We start from the raw sequence: 20,406 nt of genomic DNA, 5'->3' as shown, positions 1-20,406 counted from the left end.
TCTACTTCTGGCTCAGAACCCAGGCAGACAGCTTCTTGGCGTCGGCTTCACTGACCTGCGTGTTCGCTGGCATGGGGATGGCACCCCAGACACCAGAGCCGCCCTTGATGATCTTGGCCGCCAGTGCGTCCACGGCCTTGGCGTCACCGGCGTATTTCTTGGCCACGTCTTTGTAGGAAGGGCCCACGAGCTTTTTGTCCACCGCGTGGCAGGCCATGCAGTTCTTGCTCTTGGCCAGGGCTTCATCGGCCATGGCGGGAGCCGCCAGGGTGGTGATGGCGGCCATAATCAGGAAAGCTCGTTTCATGGGAATTGTCCTTGTGTGTGATGCCGGGATCGGCATGGCGCGATTTTAACGAGTCAACCCCCTCGGGAAACGACCGGTTACAGTTTCTTGTCGGCTTTGCCGGGCCTTTACTGGAGCGTGTGATGTATTTCCTGATCGCAGGCGTGATCCTGATGCTGATGAAGTACCTGGAGTTCGGTTTCGCCACCGACCTCTCCTGGTGGTGGGTGCTCTCGCCCTTTGCGATGGCCGTGATCTGGTGGATCTGGGCTGACACCACCGGCTACACGCGGCGCAAGGCCATGGAAAAGATGGACCAGAAGAAGCAGGACCGCATCGACAAGCAGCGCGAGAACCTCGGTATCAAGACCAAGAGGCGCTCGCGCTGATGGTGCTTCAGTAGGCGTCGAGCACGGCGCCCTTGCTGGCGCTGGAGGCATTGAAGGCGAACTTGGCCTGAACGCCACGCGTGTAGCGCGGAGCAGGCGCGGTCCACGCGGCGCGGCGTTTCGCAATCTCGGCTTCGGGCACGTTGAGTTCCAGCAGGAGCTGGTGAGAATCGATGGTGATGCTGTCGCCTTCCTGAATAAACGCAATGGTGCCGCCCGCCGCAGCTTCGGGCGCCACGTGGCCCACCACCATGCCCCAGGTACCCCCAGAAAAGCGGCCATCGGTGATCAGGCCCACGCTCTCTCCCAGGCCCGCACCGATCAGCGCACCGGTGGGCGCCAGCATTTCCGGCATGCCGGGGCCGCCCTTGGGGCCCAGGTAACGCAGCACCATCACGTCACCCGCCTTGATCTTTCCATCCAGGATGGCTTGCAGGGCAGATTGCTCGTCGTCAAACACGCGGGCCGGGCCGGTCATCACCGGCTTCTTCAGGCCGGTGATCTTGGCCACCGCGCCCTCGGGGCTGAGGTTGCCCTTGAGAATGGCCAGGTGGCCCTGCGCGTACATCGGCTTGTCGATCGGGCGGATTACGTCCTGGTCCGCGCGCGGCGCGTCCGGCACATCCTTCAGCACCTCGGCAATCGTCTGGCCGGTGATGGTGATGCAATCGCCATGCAGCAGGCCCGCATTGAGCAGCACCTTCATCACCTGCGGGATGCCGCCGGCTTTGTGAAGGTCGACCGCCAGGTACTTGCCGCTGGGTTTGAGGTCGCACAGCACGGGCGTGCGCTTGCGGATGCGCTCGAAGTCGTCGATGGTCCATTCGACCCCGGCCGTGTGGGCGATGGCCAGGAAATGCAGCACCGCGTTGGTGGAGCCGCCGGTGGCCATGATGACCGCCACGGCGTTCTCGATGGCTTCGCGGGTAACGATGTCGCGCGGCTTGATGTCCTTGCGGATCGCCTCGATCAGCACCTTGGCGGATTCCTTCGCCGAGTTCATCTTCTCGTCGTGCGGGTTGGCCATGGTGCTGGAATAGGGCAGCGAAATGCCCAGTGCCTCGAAGGCCGACGACATGGTGTTGGCGGTGTACATGCCGCCGCACGAGCCGGTGCCAGGGATGGCGTGCATCTCGATCTCGCGCAGGTCGGCATCACTCAGGTTGCCCGCGGCGTTCTGGCCCACGGCCTCGAACACGCTGACGATGTTGAGGTCCTGGTCTTTCCAGCGGCCGGGCAGGATGGTGCCGCCGTATACATAAATGGCGGGCACGTTGGCGCGCAGCATGCCCATCAGGCCGCCGGGCATGTTCTTGTCGCAGCCGCCCACCACGAGCACCCCGTCCATCCACTGGCCGCCCACGCAGGTCTCAATGCAGTCGGAAATCACCTCGCGGCTCACCAGCGAGTATTTCATGCCCTCGGTGCCCATCGCCATGCCATCGGAGATGGTGGGCGTGCCGAACACCTGGGCGTTGCCGCCGGCTTCCTCAATGCCGGCGATGGCCGCGTCGGCCAGTTTCTGCAAGCCCGAGTTGCAGGGGGTGATGGTGCTGTGACCGTTGGCCACACCCACCATGGGCTTGGTGAAATCCGCTTCCTGGTAGCCCATGGCGTAGTACATGGAGCGGTTCGGCGCGCGCGATTTGCCCTGCGTGATGTTGGCACTGCGGTGGTTGATGGGCTGGATGGGGATGGTTTTTTTGTCGGCCATGGGTGTCTCTTCGTGGGGCGTTGGGAGGGGGCAGGGCGCTGCAGAGCCCATGCCAGCCGCGAGTATGCGGGACGCCTCGCAGAGATTCCAATTGATTCGACGTCTTGAACTAATATGCGCGGCGTATGAAAGAAGCAAAAAATCAGCTGCGCATTGAATTGAGGCAGTGGCGTCAGTTTGTGGCGCTGGCCGAGGAGCTGCACTTTGGCCGCGCCGCGCTGCGCCTGCACATGACCCAACCCCCGCTCACCCAGGCCATCGCGGGTCTGGAGCAGGCGCTTGCGGTGCGGCTGTTTGACCGCACCAAGCGCAGTGTGGCGCTCACGCCAGCGGGCGAGGCGCTGTTGCCCGAAGCGCGCGAGCTGCTGGCGCGTGCGCACGCCTTGCCAGAGCTGGCTCGCGCTGCCGCGGCGGGCGAGCTGGGCCGGCTCCGGCTGGCTTTCGTGTCGACAGTGGGCTACGAGCTTTTGCCGCGTTGGGTCCGGGCTTTCAGGCAACGCTGGCCGCAGGTGGCGCTGGAGCTCACGGAGGCCACGGGCGATGTGCAGCTCGACCTGATGGCGCGCGGGGAGACGGACGCCTGCTTCATGCTGCACTCGCCGGGCTTTGCGCTGGCCGGCCTGTCTCACCTGCGCATTGCCAGTGAGCCGCTGGTGGTGGCGTTGCCCGAATCGCACCCGCTGGCCGCGCTGCAAGCGCCGACATTGAAGGCATTGCTGGGAGAGCCGCTGGTGATGTTCCCGCGGCGCATCCTCCCTTCGGTACACGACGCGGTTTTCAAGCTCTACCACGCCGCCGGGCGTGCTCCGCAGGTGGCGCAGGAAGCGATCCAGATGCAGACCATCGTCAATCTGGTCTCGGCTGGGCTTGGGATCGCCTGGGTCCCGCAGAGCGTGCGGCAGTTTCAGCGCTCGGGCGTGGTCTACCGCAGCCCGGCCCTGCCGCGCGGTCGCTCGCTGCCGGTTTGCGAAACCAGCCTGGTCTGGCGCGAAGACGCGGTCGGTCCAGCGCTTGGGCATCTGATCGACTTTGCGAAAAGTGGCCTGCCACAATAAGCCCATGCTTCAACATCCCCAGATCGATCCCGTGGCCCTGCAGATCGGGCCACTCGCCATCCACTGGTATGGCCTGACCTACCTGGCCGCGTTCGGCCTGTTCCTGCTGCTCGCACGCCTGCGCCTGAACCATCAGCCGTTTGCGGGCGTGACCCAGCCGACCCCGTGGACCAGGCGCGACGTGGAGGACATCCTCTTTCTCGGCGTGATGGGGGTGGTGGTGGGCGGGCGCGTCGGCTACTGCCTGTTCTACAAGCCAGCCTATTACCTGGCCAATCCGCTGGAGATCTTCGCGGTCTGGCAGGGCGGAATGAGCTTTCATGGCGGCCTGCTGGGCGTGATGGTGGCCATGGTGTGGTACGCGCACAGCCGCCAGCGACCCTTTCTCCAGGTGATGGACTTTGTGGCACCCTGCGTGCCCACGGGACTGGCTGCCGGGCGGGTAGGCAACTTCATCAACGGTGAGCTCTGGGGTCGTGTGGCCGATCCTTCGCTGCCATGGGGCATGGTGTTCCGCGGGGCAGGCGATCTGCCGCGCCACCCCTCGCAGGTCTATCAGTTCCTGCTGGAAGGGCTTCTGCTCTTCGTGCTGCTGTGGCTCTACGCGCGCAAGCCCCGCGCGCGCGGGCAGGTGTCGGCAGCGTTCCTGTTCGGCTACGGGGTGCTCCGCTTCATCGCCGAGTATTTCCGTGAGCCCGACGCCCATCTGGGCTTGCTCGCGCTGGGCATGAGCATGGGCCAGTGGCTCTGCGTGCCCATGATCGCCGGGGGTGCTTTCCTCTGGTGGTGGCTCGGGCGCCGCGCACCGGCCGTCTGAAGGCAGGGTAAATCCCGGGTGGCACAGCGCCCCGAGATTCCTAAAATTATCCGTAATTACCGATCATTACGGATGCGACTGGTGCTCAACTCCCTCCACGACGAAGTCGCTGCGAAGCTGCGAGAACGCATCTTCGCGGGCGAACTGCCCCCGGGCAGCTTCATCGATGAGCCGGCGCTGTGCGCCTCGCTGTCGATCTCGCGCACGCCACTGCGCGAGGCGCTCAAGGTGCTCACCGCCGAAGGGCTGCTGCGCCACGAACCTCGGCGGGGATGCTTCGTGAGCCAGATCACCGAGCGCGATCTGGACGAGATCTTTCCCGTGCTGGCGCTGCTGGAAGGGCGTTGCGCCTTCGAGGCCGCAAACAATGCGAGCGACGCCGAACTGATTGCGCTGGAGCAACTGCACGACCGGCTGAACCGGAGCGCCAAAGCCCGTCGCATCACCGACTACTACGAGGCGAATTTCGCCATTCACGAAGCCATCATCACGCTCGCCAACAACCGCTGGCTGGCGCAGGTGATCGGCGACCTGCGCAAGCTGGTCAAGTTGGCGCGGCTCCAGCAGTTGCATGCGCCGGGCCGGCTGGAGCAAAGCCTCTCCGAACACATGGCGGTGTTTGCCGCGCTCAAGGCGCGCGACGCCGAAGGCGCCGAAGCCGCCATGCGCACCCACCTCACGCGTCAGCGCGTGGCCCTGCGCGAACTCGCGCGAAGCCAGACATCGAGGCTCACCGCATGAACACCAGCGAATGGCTCAGCCAGAGCGTGTCTCGCCTGCGAGCGCCCAAAAAACCCGCTCCGCCACGCTCGACCGGGGATCGACTCAAAGCCACGCTGCGGCAGGAGGACGAGGCGATGTCGCCGCGCGCCTTGCGCCAGTCGTTGAAAGACCTCAAGGCCATCGTCGATCCTCTGGTGAGCGAGGTGGAAGGCGGGCGCCGCGCGCAGGCCATGATGGATTGGTACGCCAGCGCCACGCCGCCACATCGGCGCGATCTGTGGTTGCTCATGAGCGAGCGCTTCGTGGCCGATCCGCAGCAGGTGAAAGAGGCCCAGGCGCAATACGCAGCGGCCGTGGGCACGCCCGATGAAGCCGCGGCCGAAGTGCTCTACCGCCGTGCCACGGTGTCGCCGCGCAGGCGTTTGCTCCAGCGCTTCAGCGCCAACCCCGATGGCGTGCGTTTCCTGGTCGATCTGCGCGCCGAGATGCAGTCGCACCTGAAGGCCGACAAGCGTCTGCTCGCGCTGGACGTGGAGATGGAATACATGTTCTCCACCTGGTTTGATGTGGGCTTTCTGGAGCTGCGCCGCATCACCTGGGATTCACCCGCTTCTCTGGTGGAAAAACTCATTCGTTACGAAGCGGTGCACGACATCCGCAGCTGGACCGATGTGAAGAACCGGCTCGACAGCGATCGGCGCTGCTATGGGTTCTTTCACCCGCGCCTGCCCGAAGAGCCGCTGATCTTTGTGGAGGTGGCGTTGACGAACGAGATCGCAGACAGCATCACGCCGCTGCTGGACGAGACCGCTGCGCCGGCCGATCTCGATCGCGCCACCACCGCCATTTTCTATTCGATCAGCAACACACAGACCGGCTTGCGCGGGGTGAGCTTTGGCGACTCGCTGATCAAGCGGGTGGTCGAAACCCTGCACCAGGAGTTTCCCCGTCTCAAGCAATTTGCCACCCTGTCGCCGATTCCCGGCCTGCGCGCCTGGTTGAACAAGACGGCACCACCCGAACTCATCAAGGCCTGGGAGCGGGCCGAGGAATTGCCCGAAGGCTCTGAAGCCCGGCGCAACCTGCTCGGCTGGGCTGCGCGCTACCTCGGCCAGGAGGTGCACGACGGCAAGCCGCTGGACGCGGTGGCCCGTTTCCACCTGGGCAACGGCGCCCGCGTGGAACGCCTGAATTGGGCGGCCGACCCTTCTCCCAAAGGCTTGAAGCAGTCCTATGGGCTGATGGTGAACTACCTCTACGATCTCAAGCGCCTGGACAAGCACCGCGCCGCGCTGGCGCAGGGAAAAATCCCGATAGCCGCGGCCATCAAAGACCATTACCTTTAAGCCGCCAATTCAACCCAAGGAGACAACAGCATGGATCATCAATACCTGAACCGACGAGACATCTTGCGAGCGGCCGCTGCGGGCGCCGCCCTCTACACCACGGTGGGGCATGCCCAGTCCACCTGGCCGAGCAAGCCAGTGACGATGATCGTGCCGTTCCCGGCCGGTGGCGGTACCGACGCGTTTGCCCGCCCCATGGGCGCGCAGTTCACACGCCTTACGGGCAAATCGCTGGTGATCGACAACCGGGGCGGTGCCGGTGGCACGCTGGGCGCGGGCATTGCGGCCAAGGCTGCGCCCGATGGCTACACCCTGTTCATGGGCGCGGTGCACCACGCCATCGCGCCCAGCATGTACCCCAAGCTGGACTACAACATCGAGACCGATCTGGTGCCGCTGATCCTGGTGGCCAGCGTGCCGCAGGTGGTGGTGGTGAATCCCAAGCGCGTGACTGCCGCCAACTTCAAGGAGTTTCTGGCGTACGCCAAGGCCAACCCGGGCAAGCTCAACTACGCATCGGCTGGCGGCGGCACGTCGCACCACCTCGCGGGCGAGCTGTTCAAGCAGCAGACCAACACCTTCATCACGCACATACCTTATCGTGGTGCAGGCCCCGCGCTCAACGACCTGATTGCAGGACAGGTGGACGTGATGTTCGATGGTCTCGGGTCCTCGGCCGGCCACATCAAGGGTGGGCGCATCAAGGCGCTGATGGTTTCGGGCAAGCAGCGCAGCGCCGCTCTGCCCGACGTGCCGTGCGCCGCAGAAATGGGATTGCCCGACTACAACGTGACCACCTGGTACGGGGTGTGGGCGCCCAAGGGAACACCGGCGGATGCCCAGGCGCGTGCCATCGACGAGATTCGCAAGGCCGTGAGCACCGACGAGGCCAAGGCGGTCTGGGCCAACCAGGGTGCTGAGTTTGCCAACGTGAGTGGCCCGCAGTTCGACGCATTTGTGAAGAGCGAAATCCAGAAGTGGGCGCAGGTGGTCAAGGCTTCGGGCGCCAAACTGGAATGAGTGGCCGGGTTCGCGTCGATGTAGACGGCCTGCTGGCACGGGTCTCGCTGAGTCATCCCGGCAAGTTCAACGCCATGTCACGCGCTATGTGGCGAGAACTGCGTTCGGTGTTCGACACTCTGCAGCACCGCACCGACCTGCGCTGCGTGATCGTGGCGGGGGAGGGTGGGCATTTTTGCGCCGGTGGCGATATCGCCGAGTACCCGGACTTTCGCTTTGGAGAAGCCAGCCTTCGCGAGTTTCACGAGACCGATGTGTGGGGCGGGCTCGGCGCCATGCTGGCGTGCGATCTGCCTATCGTTGCGCAGATCGAGGGCAACTGCATGGGCGCGGGCGTAGAGATCGCTTGCTGCTGCGACATCCGGCTGTCAGCCGACACCGCGCGGTTTGGTGCGCCGATCGCGCGGTTGGGGTTCCCCATGGCGCCGCGAGAAGTGCAACTGGTGCTGCGCGAGGCCGGCGCAGCCACGGCGCGCGAGATGTTGCTGGAAGCGGCCGTGCTCGATGCCGCCGAGATGAAGGCGCGGGGCTTTCTGAACGCAGTGCTGCCGGCAAATGAAGTGGCTGTGCAGGCGCAGGAACGCGCGCAACGCGTGGCCCAGCTGGCGCCCGATGCGGCCAGGCTGAACAAGCAGGCGCTGCGCTCGCTCGGGTCTACAGAGCCTCCCGCCGCCTTGCTGGAGCAGGCCTACCACTATGCCAACGGCGCGGAGCATCGGGAAGGCATTGCGGCTTTTCTGGCCAAGCGCCGGGCGGTGTTCTGACGTTAACGAGACATTTTCATGGACAACCACAACCTCTTTGCCGCGCTGCGATCGGCCTTCCCCGCAGACCTGGACGCCACGGCGGTCGAAACCGTGGGCGGCGTCCACGCCGGCCTGCGCTATTCGTGGCGCGACCTCGATCGCGCCAGCGCCATGATGGCCAACCTGCTTGATTCGCTGAATCTGCCCGCCGGTTCGCGCATTGCGGTGCAGGTGGAAAAATCGGTGGAGGCGCTGGTGCTCTACCTGGCCACGCTGCGCGCCGGGCACGTGTTTCTTCCGCTCAACACCGCCTACCAGGCCGGCGAGATCGAGTACTTCATTGGCAACGCCGAGCCAGCCGTGGTGGTGTGCAGCAAAGGCAACTTCGGCTGGGTGTCCAAGATCGCTTTCAAGGCCGGCACGCGGCACGTTTACACGCTGGACGAGGACCGCAGCGGCACGCTGCTGGATCGCGCCGCCCACCACAGCGATGTACACACGCCAGCGGTTCGGCGAGCCGACGATCTCGCCGTGATCATCTACACCAGCGGCACCACAGGACGCAGCAAGGGCGCCATGCTCTCGCACGGCAACATGCTGAGCAACGCGCAGGTGCTGCGCAAATATTGGGGCTGGCAGCCGGACGATGTTCTCATTCATGCGCTGCCGATCTTCCACGTGCACGGCCTGTTCGTGGCCATTCATGGCGCGCTGATCAACGGCAGCACCATGCTCTGGCTCAACCGGTTCGATCCTCGCGCGGTGGTGGAGCTGTTCCCGCGCGCCACGGTGTTCATGGGCGTGCCCACGCTGTACGTGCGCATGCTGGCGGAGCCCGGCCTCACGAAGCAGCAGGTGGCGCGCATGCGCCTGTTTGTATCTGGCTCGGCGCCGCTGTTGATCGAGACTTTCGATGAATGGAAGGCCCGCACAGGCCACACGATTCTGGAGCGCTATGGCATGAGCGAGACCGTGATGATCACGTCCAACCCCTACGCACCGGACAACCGCCACGGCGGACAGTCCGAACGGCGCGGTGGCACGGTGGGCTTCGTGCTGCCGGGCATTGAGCTGCGCGTGGTGGATGAGGCCAACCAGCCGGTGTCTGCGGGCGAGATTGGCGGCATCCAGGTGCGTGGGCCCAATGTGTTCAAGGGCTACTGGCGCATGCCGGAGAAGACCGCCGAGGAGTTCACCGCAGAAGGCTTCTTCAAGACCGGCGACGTGGGCCGCGTGGACGACCGGGGCTATGTGAGCATCGTCGGGCGCAGCAAGGACCTGATCATCTCCGGTGGCTACAACGTTTACCCGGCGGAGATTGAAAGCTGCATCAACGAAATGGCGGGTGTGGCCGAGAGTGCGGTGGTGGGTGTGCCGCACCCGGACTTCGGCGAGGTGGGTGTGGCAGTGGTGACAACCAAGCCCGGAGCGGCAGTGGATCCCGATGCGGTGGTGTCGGCGCTCAAGGCCCGCCTCGCCAACTTCAAGATTCCCAAGCGGTGTTTTGTGGTGGACGAGTTGCCGCGCAACACGATGGGGAAGGTGCAGAAGAACTTGCTGCGGGACCAGCACAAGGCGCTGTTCTCCTGAGTTCTTTCTCCGGAGCGAAGGGAAACAAGTCGTGGATGCCGAGGAACTGGCTTTGCCAGGCCTCAGGCATCGTCCCTTGGGGGGTGACGGCTCACAGGGCCGGCGCGGGGGGAGCCCGCTATCGCAGCACGAGCACAGGAATGTGCGAATGCGTCAACACCTGCTGCGTTTCACTCCCGAGCAAAAGTCGCTTGATGCCCTTGCGACCGTGCGAAGCCATCACGATCAAGTCGCACTTGTTGCGCTTGGCCGTGGCAATGATGGCCTCGGAGATCAGATCGGACTTCACGGTCAGCGGCTTGACCTTCACCTCCTGCAACTGACCCGCAGACTTCACCGCGTTGACCGCAGCCATGCCTTCTTCCTGCCATTGTTTCTCGATGCGTGCCACCTCTGCCGCCGCCAGCGCCACACCACCTTCAAAGTACGTCTGCGGATAGCGTGGAATCACCTTCAGCGCCACCACTTCGGCGCCGGTCAGGTCGGCCAGATTGATGGCGTGCTCCACGGCCTGTTGGGAAAGTTTGGAACCGTCGGTGGCCACCAGAATGCGTTTGTACATGGAGTGCTCCTCGAATTAGTTGGCTGGAAAAGCTAGCGTACCCAGACCGAGCCCGCATGCGGTTGACCTATGTCAATGGCGCGCGGCAAGTCTCACCATACGCTACAGCCATGAACCAGGCCGTCGCCACGCTGCCGGTGGGGCCTTTGCTCGCCGACGCGCCGCCCACTCCTTCACCTGTCGAAGCTTCCTCGGCCGGGGCATGGCTGGGTGTGCATCGCGGGCCGCTCACTGTGGACGACGACTTCTGTGTGCTCGACGATCCGGTCGAACAACCCACATTCACAGAAGTCCGCGAGGAAGCGGGCGAAACGGTCGCGGAATCCGTGTTGATGGTGCAGGGCATGTATTGCGCCGCCTGCGCCGACACCGTGGAGTCGGCGTTGCAGGATCTGCCCGGGGTGCGGCACGCTCGGGTGCATGCCGCCACGAGACGCCTGCGTGTGCGCTGGGACCCGGCTTCCACTCAGATGTCGACCCTGGCGCGCGCGGTGGGCGCTGCCGGCTACCGCTTGCTGCCGATGCAACAGGCCCTGTCCATCAGCCAGCGCCTGCTGGAGACGCGCCAGGCGCTCTGGCGCCTCTTCGTGGCGGGCTTTTGCATGATGCAGGTGATGATGTACGCGTGGCCCGCGTATGTGACCGAGCCGGGTGAGATCCCGGCGGACATCGAACAACTGCTGCGCTGGGCCAGCTGGGTGATCTGTCTGCCTGTGGTGTTTTTCGCCAGCGGCCCTTTCTTTCGGACTGCGTGGACCGACCTGCGGCGTGGCCGCATCGGCATGGACACACCGGTTTCCATCGGCATTCTGATCACCTTCCTCGTCAGCTCGGCGGCCACCTTCGACCCCACTGGTCCCTGGGGTTCCGAAGTCTGGTTCGACTCGCTCAGCATGTTCGTCTTCTTTCTGCTCGGTGGTCGTTACCTGGAGCACAAGGCGCGCGACCGAACCGCTGGTGCTCTGGACAGTTTGATGACACGACTTCCACCGACTTGCGAGCGCCAGGGACAGGGCGGCCAATTCGAAAACGTGTCGATCCGCCGGCTGTTGGCGGGCGATGTGGTGCGTGTCTCGGCGGGCCAGGCATTCCCTGCGGATGGTGAGCTGCTGAGCGAGTGCGCCACGGTGGACGAAGCCTTGCTCACTGGAGAATCGCACCCCGTGGCGCGTGAGCGCGGGCAGGCCGTGGTGGCCGGCAGCTTCAATTTGGGTGGGCCCGTGCTGGTGCGTCTGAACCGCGTGGGCGCAGACACCCGCTTTGCGCAGATCGTGCGGCTGATGGAGCAGGCCTCCACGGAAAAGCCGCGCCTGGCTGTGCTCGCCGATCGCGTGGCCGCGCCTTTCCTGGTGTTCGTGCTGCTGGCGGCTGCTCTGGCAGGGGGGTACTGGTGGCAGATCGACCACACGCGAGCGCTTGCCGTGGCCGTGGCGGTGCTCATCGTCACCTGTCCCTGTGCGTTGTCGCTGGCCACGCCGGCGGCCATGCTCGCATCCGCTGGCGAATTGGCGCGGCGTGGCGTGCTCGTTCGCCGGCTGCAGGCTTTCGAGACACTGGCGAGCGTGAACGCTGTGGTGTTCGACAAGACCGGCACGCTGACCCATGAAGGGCTCGCATTGCAAGAGGTGGTCACACGGCCTGGCGTGGCGCGCGACGACGCGCTGGCCTTGGCCGGTGCTTTGGCCGAGGGCTCGTTGCACCCCGTTTCGCGGGCCATTCTGGCCGAGGCGCGCACGTGCTCGCTGGTTCTGCCGCTGTTGTTCGAACGAGGCGAGGTGGCCGGGCAGGGCATGCAGGCTCTGGCGGCCGAAGGTTCGGCGGTGCGCCTGGGATCGGCCGGATTCTGCAATGCGCCCGTGCTGAAAGGCGATGCGCCGGTGGTGCACCTGAGCGACGCACAGGGTTGGCTGGCCAGCTTCGTGTTGCAGGAGTCGGTGCGCTCGGATGCCCGCGAAGCTATTTCGGCGTTGCGAGCGCTGGGCGTGCGCACCTGGCTGCTCTCGGGCGATCGCGCCGAATCGGCGGCGCGCGTGGGTGAGGCGGTGGGGGTAGACCACGTCATCTCGGGCGCCACGCCGGAACACAAGCTTGAAGAAGTGGCAGCGCTGCAGGCCGAGGGCCTGAAGGTCGCCATGGTGGGTGATGGCCTGAACGACGGCCCGGTGCTCGCGCGCGCAGACACTTCTTTCGCGCTGGGCCACGCTGCCCCGCTGGCGCAAGCGCAGTCGGACTACATCATCCAGGGCGGGCAAGTGATGGATGTGGTGCGCACGATGCGGCAGGCACGTTCGACCCTGCGCATCGTTCGGCAGAACCTGGTTTGGGCGGCGGCTTACAACGTGATCAGCATTCCTTTGGCACTGGCCGGCTACATGCCGCCAGCCCTGGCGGGACTGGGCATGGCCCTGAGTTCGCTGCTGGTGATCGGCAATGCCCTGCGCCTGGCGCGCCACACCGATTGAAAGCACGCCATGGACATCCTGTATCTCCTCATCCCGCTCTCCGTGTTGCTCGTCTTCGGGATCATCGGCATCTTCTGGTGGGCGCTGCAATCGGGGCAGTTCGACAACATCGAACGCGAAGGCGAGCGCATCCTGAAGAGCGATTGACCTAGGTCAAGGCAAATACAGAGCGCCTTGCGCACACTGACCCCAGTGACATTTGCGAGGAGTTCTGTATGTCTATGACAAGCAAGACCGGCCAGGCGGCGGTCTACAACGACAAGGTGGTTCGGCAGTTCGCCATCATGACGGTGGTATGGGGTGTGGTGGGGATGCTGGTGGGCGTGATCATTGCGGCCCAGCTCACCTGGCCCGCGCTCAACCTGGGTATCGAGTGGCTCTCTTACGGGCGCCTGCGTCCGCTGCACACCAATGCAGTGATCTTCGCGTTTGGTGGCTGTGGTCTGTTCGCAGCCAGCTACTACGTGGTGCAGCGCACCTGTCAGACGCGCATCTTCTCCGACGGTCTGGCCGCCTTCACCTTCTGGGGCTGGCAAGCGGTCATCGTGCTCGCGGCGATCACGCTGCCGCTGGGGCTGACGCAGGGCAAGGAATACGCCGAGCTCGAATGGCCGATCGATCTGCTGATTGCGGTGGTGTGGGTCGCGTACGCAGTGGTCTTCTTCGGCACCATCGGCATGCGCAAGGTACGCCACATCTACGTGGCCAACTGGTTCTTCGGCGCCTTCATTCTGGCCGTGGCCATGCTGCACATCGTCAACAGTGCGGCGCTGCCGGTCGATATGTTCAAGTCCTATTCGGCTTACGCCGGTGTGCAGGACGCCATGGTGCAGTGGTGGTACGGTCACAACGCGGTGGGCTTCTTCCTGACCGCCGGTTTCCTCGGGATGATGTATTACTTCATCCCCAAGCAGGCCGAGCGGCCGGTGTATTCGTATCGGCTGTCGATCGTGCACTTCTGGGCGCTGATCTTCACCTACATGTGGGCTGGTCCGCACCACCTGCACTACACCGCGTTGCCCGACTGGACCCAATCGGTCGGCATGGTGTTCTCGCTCATCCTGCTCGCACCCAGCTGGGGCGGCATGATCAACGGCATCATGACGCTCTCAGGTGCGTGGCACAAACTGCGCGATGACCCGATCCTGCGCTTCCTGATCGTCTCGCTCTCGTTCTACGGCATGTCGACCTTCGAAGGTCCGATGATGTCGATCAAGACGGTCAACGCCTTGAGCCACTACACCGACTGGACCGTGGGCCACGTGCACTCCGGCGCGCTCGGCTGGGTCGGCCTGGTGACCATGGGTTCCATGTACTACCTGATCCCGCGCCTTTACGGGCAGAAGAAGATGTACTCGGTGCCCGCCATTGAACTGCACTTCTGGGTCGCCACCATCGGCATCGTTCTCTACATCGCCGCAATGTGGATTGCCGGGGTCATGCAGGGCCTGATGTGGCGCGCCGTCAATCCCGATGGCAGCCTCACCTACACGTTTGTCGAATCGGTCAAGGCCACCTTTCCGTTCTATGTGATCCGTTTGCTCGGGGGGCTGCTTTACCTCGGCGGCATGCTCGTGATGCTGTGGAACACGGTGATGACCGCGCGCGGCGGCCAGGCGCAGGACGTTCGCATTCCCGCCATCAACCCTGCTCACGCCTGAGGAATTCACCATGGCCAACAACAAGCCCCAGGGTTTCACCCACGAGCGGATCGAAACCAACAACTTCCTGATGATCGTTCTCATCGTGCTGGTGATTGCGGTCGGCGGACTGGTGGAAATCGTCCCGCTGTTCTTCCAGAAATCCACCACGCAGCCCGTGGAAGGCCTGAAGCCTTACACCGCATTGCAGATTGCCGGGCGTGATGTGTATGTGCGCGAGGGTTGCTACAACTGCCACTCGCAGATGATCCGGCCGTTTCAGGCCGAGACACTGCGCTACGGCCACTACTCGGTGGCGGGTGAATTCGTTTACGACCGGCCGTTCCAGTGGGGCAGCAAGCGCACCGGGCCCGACCTGGCGCGCGTGGGCGGGCGATACAGCGACGAGTGGCACCGTTTGCACCTGACCAACCCGCGCGATCTGGTGCCGGAGTCCAACATGCCGGCGTACCCATGGCTGGAGAAAAAGACGGTGAACGAAGCCGGCATTCCACGGCGCATGGAAGTGCTGCGCACGCTGGGAGCGCCCTATACCGACGAGGAAGTCGCTGCATCGAGCACGGATGTGAAGGGCAAGACCGAGCTCGACGCGCTGATCGCCTACCTCCAGGTGCTCGGCACCGCCATCAAGTAAGTCTTGCGGAGAGAACACCATGGACATCAACGACCTGCGCAGCATCGTCACCGTCGTCAGCCTCCTGACATTCCTGGGCATCGTTGCCTGGGCCTGGTCCAGGAGCAACCGGGATCGTTTCGACGAAGCGGCCCGGCTGCCTTTCGAAGACGAGGCGTGAAAGCGGCCCGAACAAGAGAAACATCATGAGCGATTTCACAAGCAACTTCTGGGCAATCTACGTGGCTGGCATCACGCTGGCCAGCATCGTGGCCTGCGTGGTCCTGCTGTGGGTGAGCGGCACCACCAAGGTGGCAGCCTCAACCGACAACACCACCGGCCACGTGTGGGACGGTGACCTGCGGGAAATGAACAATCCGCTGCCGAAATGGTGGGTGTACCTCTTTATCATCACCGTGGTTTTCTCGCTGATCTATGGCGTGCTCTATCCCACGTTCGGCTCCTACCAGGGCATGCTCGGCTGGTCCTCACTTGGCCAGCACAAGGCAGAGGTCGAGAAGGTCGAGAAGAACATCGCGCCCATCTACGCCAGGTTTCAAGCCATCGAACCCGACAAGCTCGCGGGTGATGCCAGCGCCATGGCCATTGGTGAGCGCCTGTTCATGAACAACTGCGCCCAGTGCCATGGTTCGGACGCGCGAGGCTCCCGCGGCTTCCCCAACCTGGCCGATGGCGACTGGCTCTATGGTGGTGATCCGGCCACCATCAAGACCACGCTGACCGCAGGCCGCAATGGCGTGATGCCGCCCATGGCTGCCGCTGTGGGCAGCCCCGAAGATGTGCGCAACGTCGCGCATTACGTGCTCAGCCTTTCATCTACCCCGCACGATCCGGTGCGCGCGGTGCAGGGCCGGGCCAAATTCGCGGCTTGCGCTGCCTGCCACGGCATGGACGGCAAAGGCAACCCGGCCATGGGTGCTCCCAATCTCACCGATGGCACCTGGCTGCACGGGTGGGGTGAAGAAGCGATCGTGAAGGCCGTCAACAACGGCTTCAACAACCAGATGCCAGCGCAGGCCGGCAAGCTCAACGCCGACCAGATTCATGTGTTGACTGCTTACGTGTGGGGCCTTTCCCGCAAGTCCGCCACCGCCAACTGATTCCCGTGACCACCGCCAGTTCCAGCGCCAGCTCGCCCAAAACCGTCATCCCCATCGTCGCTCAGCCGTCCAACGGTGAGCCGCCCGACGAGGAGATGGTCTCCCTGTACGCGTCGCGCCAGAAGATTCACCCGCGCTCGGTTTCGGGCATCTTCTCGCGCTGGCGCTGGCTGACCGTCTGGATCACACAGATCGTTTTTTATGGTCTGCCGTGGCTGGAATGGAATGCGCGCCAAGCGGTGCTGTTCGATCTGGAAGTCCGTCGCTTCTACATCTTCGGGCTGGTCCTGTATCCGCAGGACTTCATCTACCTCACCGGTCTGCTGGTCATCTCGGCGCTCTCGCTGTTCCTGTTCACTGCCGTGGCGGGGCGGCTGTGGTGTGGTTTTGCCTGCCCGCAAACGGTCTACACCGAAATTTTTCTGTGGATCGAGAAGAAGGTGGAGGGCGATCGTTCCGCGCGCTTGCGTCTGGACGGCATGAAACTCACGCGCGCGAAACTCGGCAAGAAATCGCTCAAGCATGCCCTGTGGATCGCTTTCGCGCTATGGACCGGTTTCACCTTCGTTGGCTACTTCACGCCTATCCGCGATCTGGGCGCGCTCGCACTCGCCGCATCGCTCGGTCCGTGGCAAACGTTCTGGGTGTTCTTCTACGGATTTGCCACTTACGGCAACGCCGGTTTCCTGCGCGAGCAGGTTTGCAAGTACATGTGTCCGTACGCGCGCTTCCAGAGTGCGATGTTCGACAAGGACACCATGATCGTGACCTACGACACCCAGCGCGGCGAGCCGCGTGGCGCGCGCTCGAAGAAGGCCGATCCCCAAGCGCTCGGTCTCGGCGCCTGTGTCGATTGCACGCTGTGCGTGCAGGTCTGCCCCACCGGCATCGACATCCGCAAAGGCCTTCAGTACGAGTGCATCGGCTGCGCCGCCTGTGTGGACGTGTGCGATGACGTGATGGACAAGGTCGGCTATCCTCGTGGCCTCATCAGGTTCTCCACCCAGAACGGCATCGCCCAGGGTTGGAACACGCGCCAGATGCTCCAGCGCGCCATGCGCCCGCGTGTCCTGGTGTACAGCTTCATCCTGCTGGCGATCACCCTCGCCGTGGGCGTCAGTCTGTTCCTGCGCACACCGCTCAAGGTCGATGTGATCCGCGATCGCGGCGCACTGGCTCGCATGGTGGAGCAGGGCCGCATCGAAAACGTGTTCCGCCTGCAGATCATGAACGCCACCGAGTCCTCGCAGCGCTACGTCATCAGCGTCTCCGGGTTGCCGGGGATCACCCTGGCTTCGCAGGCCGAAGTCGATGTGCTGCCCACCGAGGTGCGCTCGGCAGCGGTGAGGGTGCAGATTCCGCCCGACGCCGCAAAGCCCGGGTCACACTCCATTCAGTTCGAGATCCGTTCCAGTGGCGAAGAGGTATCGCGCGTGACCGAAAAGGCCGCGTTCGTCGTGCCACGATGAGGCGGACAACCATCCAGGAGATTTCCATGAGCGCTTCCGCATCCGCAGTCCTCAAGAATCCGTCCACCGCGTGGTGGCGCGTGCCACACATGTGGCTTGTGGTGGGGGGCCCACTGACCGTGGTGGTGGCCAGTCTCATCACCGCCTGGATTGCCGTCAATTACGCCGACCCCGTGCTCGACAAGACAGAGTTCGCGCGCAGCCGCCAGGCGGCCATGGCCTTGCAGGGTCAGGCCCGGGAGGATGCGTTGATCAAACTGCAGCCCGCCCACCAGGCCCGAAACCACGCGGCCTCGCCGGTGGTGCCGCAGGAACGCTGAGATGAGCGCGCGGGCCTGGATGGTCATTGCCTGGCCAGCCTTCCTGGTGGCGGCTGTGCTGGAGATGGTGGTGTTTGCGCTGGTCGACCCAAGCGGCCTGCACTGGTTCGGTCAGTCGCTGGAATGGTCTCGTCAGGCCGTCTACACCGTGGCGTTCTTCGTGTTCTGGGCGGTGGCCATGGTGTCTAGTGGGCTCACCCTGCTGCTGGCGCGGTCGGGCGCGGACCTCAATCGATAGCCGGTCTGATCAGGACGGCCGACAGTTCTGCGGATTGACGATCTGCTTGAGTGCTTCCGTGTCCTTGATGTGCACGTAGCGCTGCTTGACTTCAATAATGCCGTCTTCAACAAATTTCGAGAACGTGCGGCTCACCGTTTCCAGCTTCATGCCCAGGTAGCTGCCAATCTCCTCGCGTGTCATGCGCAGCACAAACTCCGACTGCGAAAAACCGCGCGCGTGCAGGCGCTGCACCAGGTTCAAAAGAAACGCGGCCAGGCGCTCGTCGGCCCGCATGCTGCCCAGCAGCAACATCACGCCATGGTCTCGCACAATTTCGCGGCTCATGATCTTGTGCACATGGTGCTGCAGCGTGGTGAACTCGCGAGAGAGTTCCTCCACCTGGTCAAACGGCATGATGCAGACCTCGGCATCCTCAAGGGCGATCGCATCACAGGAGTGGTGGTCGCTGACGATGCCATCGAGGCCGAGGATCTCGCCCGTCATCTGAAAACCAGTGACCTGGTCCCGCCCATCGGCGGTGGTCACGCAGGTCTTGAAGAAACCCGAGCGCACCGCATAGAGAGAGGTGAACTTGTCTCCCACGTTGAAAAGGGTGCCGCCGCGTTTGATCCGCTTGCGGGTCGAGATGATGTGATCGAGCTTCACCATTTCGCCGGCATTGAGTCCCATGGGCAGGCACAGCTCGCGCAGGTTACAGCTTGAGCAGGCCACTTTGATGGTTTGTGCGTCCATGTTGAGTCCCTCCGTTCTCTAAAGGCGCAAGCATACGCCTACCCGTAATTCACCCGCACTTTGACTGCACTGGAGAGACTTTGACCAGGATCAAGGGCAAACCGGGCGCAGCGTTGCACAGTGGGACCCAGATTGGAGACCATTCCCGTGAGCCACGTTATTTCGGACGAACTGCTGAGGTGCTTTGACGTGCCAGGGCCCCGCTACACCTCATACCCCACTGCCGATCGATTCGTCGAGGCCTTCACCGAGCACGACTACACCCAGGCGCTGGGTCAGCGCCGTGCCGGCTCCATGGCACTGCCGCTCTCGCTCTACGTGCACATCCCTTTCTGCGAATCGGTCTGCTACTACTGCGCCTGCAACAAGGTGATTACCCGCCACCACGATCGCGCCGCGCAGTACCTGCGGTACCTGACGCGCGAAGTGGAGCTGCAGGTGGCGCACTTCGGCGCCGGCCAGGGCGTCTCGCAACTTCATCTGGGTGGTGGCACGCCCACCTTTCTTTCAGACGCCGAACTCGAAGACTTGATGTCCATGCTACGGCGCCATTTCACCCTGGCACCCGGCGGTGAGTACTCGATCGAAGTGGACCCGCGAACGGTTACCGAAGAGCGTCTGCGCACGCTGGCCCGACTCGGGTTCAACCGCCTGAGCTTCGGGGTGCAGGACTTCGACCCCGCGGTGCAGAAGGCGGTGCACCGCGTGCAGCCGGCCGAGCAGGTGTTCGCGCTGGTGGAGGCCGCGCGCCGCATCGGGTTTGAATCCATCAACGTGGATCTCATTTACGGTTTGCCGCTGCAGACGCCGGAATCCTTCGCGCGCACGCTGGCGCAGGTGAATGCGTTGCGGCCTGATCGCATTGCGCTCTATGCGTATGCGCATCTGCCATCTCGCTTCAAGCCGCAGCGGCGCATTGTGGCTGCAGAACTGCCCAGCCCGGGTGACAAGCTTTCCATGTTGTCGGCATCCCTGGATGCACTCCTTGGCGAGGGTTATGTGTACGTGGGCATGGACCATTTCGCGTTGCCCAATGACGCACTGGCTGTGGCCAAGCGCCAGGGCCGTCTGCATCGAAACTTTCAGGGCTATAGCACCCAGCCCGATTGCGACCTGATTGGCCTGGGCGTATCGGCTATCGGCCGCATCGGCGCCACCTACAGCCAGAATGCCAAGACGCTGGCCGAGTACGGAGACCTGCTCGACCAGGGCCGCCTGCCCATCGTGCGCGGCCTGGCGCTCACGCGCGACGACCTGTTGCGCCGCGCGGTCATCATGTCGCTCATGTGCCAGGGTGAGGTGCAGTTCGAATCGATCGAGCTGGGACATCTGATCGATTTCAGGCGGTACTTCGAACGCGAGCTTGCGATGCTTCAGGCGATGGCCGAGCAGGGACTGGTGACGATCAACAGCACCGGCATAGAGGTGACCGAGGCTGGCTGGTTTCTCGTGCGCGCGATCGCCATGGTTTTCGACAAGCACCTGCAGGTCGACCAGGACCGCGCCAAGTTCTCCAGGATCATCTGAGCAGGCGCACGG

General features: G+C 63.8%; 22 protein-coding genes. 18 read left to right on the top strand and 4 right to left on the bottom strand.

The window, feature by feature from the left end:
- Position 1: 1 nt before the first annotated feature.
- Complete coding sequence (locus CAP37_RS09495; protein WP_086123939.1) at positions 2-307, bottom strand: c-type cytochrome; 306 nt, start codon at positions 305-307, stop codon at positions 2-4.
- Between the two features lie 122 nt (positions 308-429).
- Between CAP37_RS09495 and CAP37_RS09490 the strand changes: the two genes are divergently transcribed.
- Complete coding sequence (locus tag CAP37_RS09490) at positions 430-675, top strand: TIGR04438 family Trp-rich protein (protein WP_086123938.1); 246 nt, start codon at positions 430-432, stop codon at positions 673-675.
- A 7-nt stretch (positions 676-682) separates the two neighbouring features.
- On the opposite strand, the gene ilvD is transcribed toward CAP37_RS09490, so the two are convergent.
- Positions 683-2,389 (bottom strand): dihydroxy-acid dehydratase, encoded by a 1,707-nt coding sequence (ilvD, locus tag CAP37_RS09485; RefSeq protein ID WP_086123937.1) that lies wholly within the window; start codon positions 2,387-2,389, stop codon positions 683-685.
- Positions 2,390-2,514: 125 nt separating this feature from the next.
- Between ilvD and CAP37_RS09480 the strand changes: the two genes are divergently transcribed.
- The 7 genes from CAP37_RS09480 (at position 2,515) to CAP37_RS09450 (ending at position 9,686) form a co-directional block, all read left to right on the top strand.
- Entirely contained in the window at positions 2,515-3,444 is a 930-nt protein-coding gene (locus CAP37_RS09480; RefSeq protein WP_086123936.1) for a LysR family transcriptional regulator, read from the top strand.
- Between the two features lie 4 nt (positions 3,445-3,448).
- The gene (gene lgt, locus CAP37_RS09475; RefSeq protein ID WP_086123935.1) at positions 3,449-4,261 is read left to right on the top strand and encodes a prolipoprotein diacylglyceryl transferase; all 813 of its coding nucleotides are present in this window, start codon (positions 3,449-3,451) and stop codon (positions 4,259-4,261) included.
- A 72-nt stretch (positions 4,262-4,333) separates the two neighbouring features.
- Positions 4,334-5,002, top strand: a complete 669-nt coding sequence (locus CAP37_RS09470) for a GntR family transcriptional regulator (RefSeq protein WP_086123934.1) — start codon at positions 4,334-4,336, stop codon at positions 5,000-5,002.
- Positions 4,999-6,330 carry a malonyl-CoA decarboxylase gene (locus CAP37_RS09465; protein WP_086123933.1) on the top strand — a complete coding sequence of 444 codons (1,332 nt, stop codon included), beginning with the start codon at positions 4,999-5,001 and terminating at the stop codon, positions 6,328-6,330. The genes CAP37_RS09470 and CAP37_RS09465 overlap by 4 nt, the downstream gene beginning before the upstream one ends.
- 30 nt (positions 6,331-6,360) lie before the next feature.
- Positions 6,361-7,350 (top strand): tripartite tricarboxylate transporter substrate binding protein, encoded by a 990-nt coding sequence (locus CAP37_RS09460; protein WP_086123932.1) that lies wholly within the window; start codon positions 6,361-6,363, stop codon positions 7,348-7,350.
- Positions 7,347-8,114 carry an enoyl-CoA hydratase/isomerase family protein gene (locus CAP37_RS09455; RefSeq protein ID WP_086123931.1) on the top strand — a complete coding sequence of 256 codons (768 nt, stop codon included), beginning with the start codon at positions 7,347-7,349 and terminating at the stop codon, positions 8,112-8,114. Before CAP37_RS09460 ends, CAP37_RS09455 begins: the two co-directional genes overlap by 4 nt.
- Positions 8,115-8,132: 18 nt before the next feature.
- Positions 8,133-9,686: a malonyl-CoA synthase gene (locus tag CAP37_RS09450; RefSeq protein WP_086123930.1), complete on the top strand. Its 1,554-nt coding sequence runs from the start codon at positions 8,133-8,135 to the stop codon at positions 9,684-9,686.
- Positions 9,687-9,804: 118 nt separating this feature from the next.
- On the opposite strand, the gene CAP37_RS09445 is transcribed toward CAP37_RS09450, so the two are convergent.
- Positions 9,805-10,248, bottom strand: a complete 444-nt coding sequence (locus CAP37_RS09445; protein ID WP_086123929.1) for a universal stress protein — start codon at positions 10,246-10,248, stop codon at positions 9,805-9,807.
- 110 nt (positions 10,249-10,358) lie between these two features.
- On the opposite strand from CAP37_RS09445, the gene CAP37_RS09440 reads away from it, so the two are divergent.
- The 9 genes from CAP37_RS09440 to CAP37_RS09400 all read left to right on the top strand — a co-directional run bounded on the left by CAP37_RS09440 (position 10,359) and on the right by CAP37_RS09400 (position 18,132).
- Positions 10,359-12,710 (top strand): cation-translocating P-type ATPase, encoded by a 2,352-nt coding sequence (locus tag CAP37_RS09440; protein WP_086123928.1) that lies wholly within the window; start codon positions 10,359-10,361, stop codon positions 12,708-12,710.
- Positions 12,711-12,719: 9 nt separating this feature from the next.
- Complete coding sequence (ccoS, locus tag CAP37_RS09435; RefSeq protein ID WP_086123927.1) at positions 12,720-12,857, top strand: cbb3-type cytochrome oxidase assembly protein CcoS; 138 nt, start codon at positions 12,720-12,722, stop codon at positions 12,855-12,857.
- Between the two features lie 74 nt (positions 12,858-12,931).
- A complete protein-coding gene (gene ccoN, locus CAP37_RS09430; RefSeq protein ID WP_086123926.1) occupies positions 12,932-14,371 on the top strand; it encodes a cytochrome-c oxidase, cbb3-type subunit I in 1,440 nt (479 codons plus the stop codon).
- A gap of 10 nt (positions 14,372-14,381) precedes the next feature.
- Entirely contained in the window at positions 14,382-15,005 is a 624-nt protein-coding gene (gene ccoO, locus CAP37_RS09425; RefSeq protein WP_086123925.1) for a cytochrome-c oxidase, cbb3-type subunit II, read from the top strand.
- 19 nt (positions 15,006-15,024) lie between these two features.
- Positions 15,025-15,165 (top strand): cbb3-type cytochrome c oxidase subunit 3, encoded by a 141-nt coding sequence (locus tag CAP37_RS09420; protein WP_086123924.1) that lies wholly within the window; start codon positions 15,025-15,027, stop codon positions 15,163-15,165.
- Positions 15,166-15,190: 25 nt separating this feature from the next.
- Positions 15,191-16,105, top strand: coding sequence for a cytochrome-c oxidase, cbb3-type subunit III (gene ccoP, locus CAP37_RS09415; RefSeq protein WP_086123923.1), 915 nt, complete (start codon positions 15,191-15,193; stop codon positions 16,103-16,105).
- Between the two features lie 95 nt (positions 16,106-16,200).
- Positions 16,201-17,574 carry a cytochrome c oxidase accessory protein CcoG gene (gene ccoG / locus CAP37_RS09410; protein ID WP_086124911.1) on the top strand — a complete coding sequence of 458 codons (1,374 nt, stop codon included), beginning with the start codon at positions 16,201-16,203 and terminating at the stop codon, positions 17,572-17,574.
- 26 nt (positions 17,575-17,600) lie between these two features.
- Entirely contained in the window at positions 17,601-17,894 is a 294-nt protein-coding gene (locus CAP37_RS09405) for a hypothetical protein (RefSeq protein WP_086123922.1), read from the top strand.
- 1 nt (position 17,895) lies between these two features.
- Positions 17,896-18,132 (top strand): hypothetical protein, encoded by a 237-nt coding sequence (locus tag CAP37_RS09400; RefSeq protein WP_086123921.1) that lies wholly within the window; start codon positions 17,896-17,898, stop codon positions 18,130-18,132.
- Between the two features lie 9 nt (positions 18,133-18,141).
- Here the strand turns inward: CAP37_RS09400 and fnr are convergent, their stop codons facing one another.
- A complete protein-coding gene (gene fnr / locus CAP37_RS09395) occupies positions 18,142-18,867 on the bottom strand; it encodes a fumarate/nitrate reduction transcriptional regulator Fnr (RefSeq protein WP_086123920.1) in 726 nt (241 codons plus the stop codon).
- A 147-nt stretch (positions 18,868-19,014) separates the two neighbouring features.
- Here fnr and hemN point away from each other — a divergent pair, with 147 nt between their 5' ends.
- Positions 19,015-20,394, top strand: a complete 1,380-nt coding sequence (gene hemN / locus CAP37_RS09390) for an oxygen-independent coproporphyrinogen III oxidase (RefSeq protein ID WP_086123919.1) — start codon at positions 19,015-19,017, stop codon at positions 20,392-20,394.
- The last annotated feature ends 12 nt before the right edge of the window (positions 20,395-20,406 follow it).

Source organism: Hydrogenophaga sp. IBVHS1, from assembly GCF_002127265.1.
Classification (GTDB): domain Bacteria; phylum Pseudomonadota; class Gammaproteobacteria; order Burkholderiales; family Burkholderiaceae_C; genus Hydrogenophaga.
The sequence above is the reverse complement of the archived record's forward strand: the minus strand, read 5'-3'. Positions and strand labels throughout refer to the sequence as shown.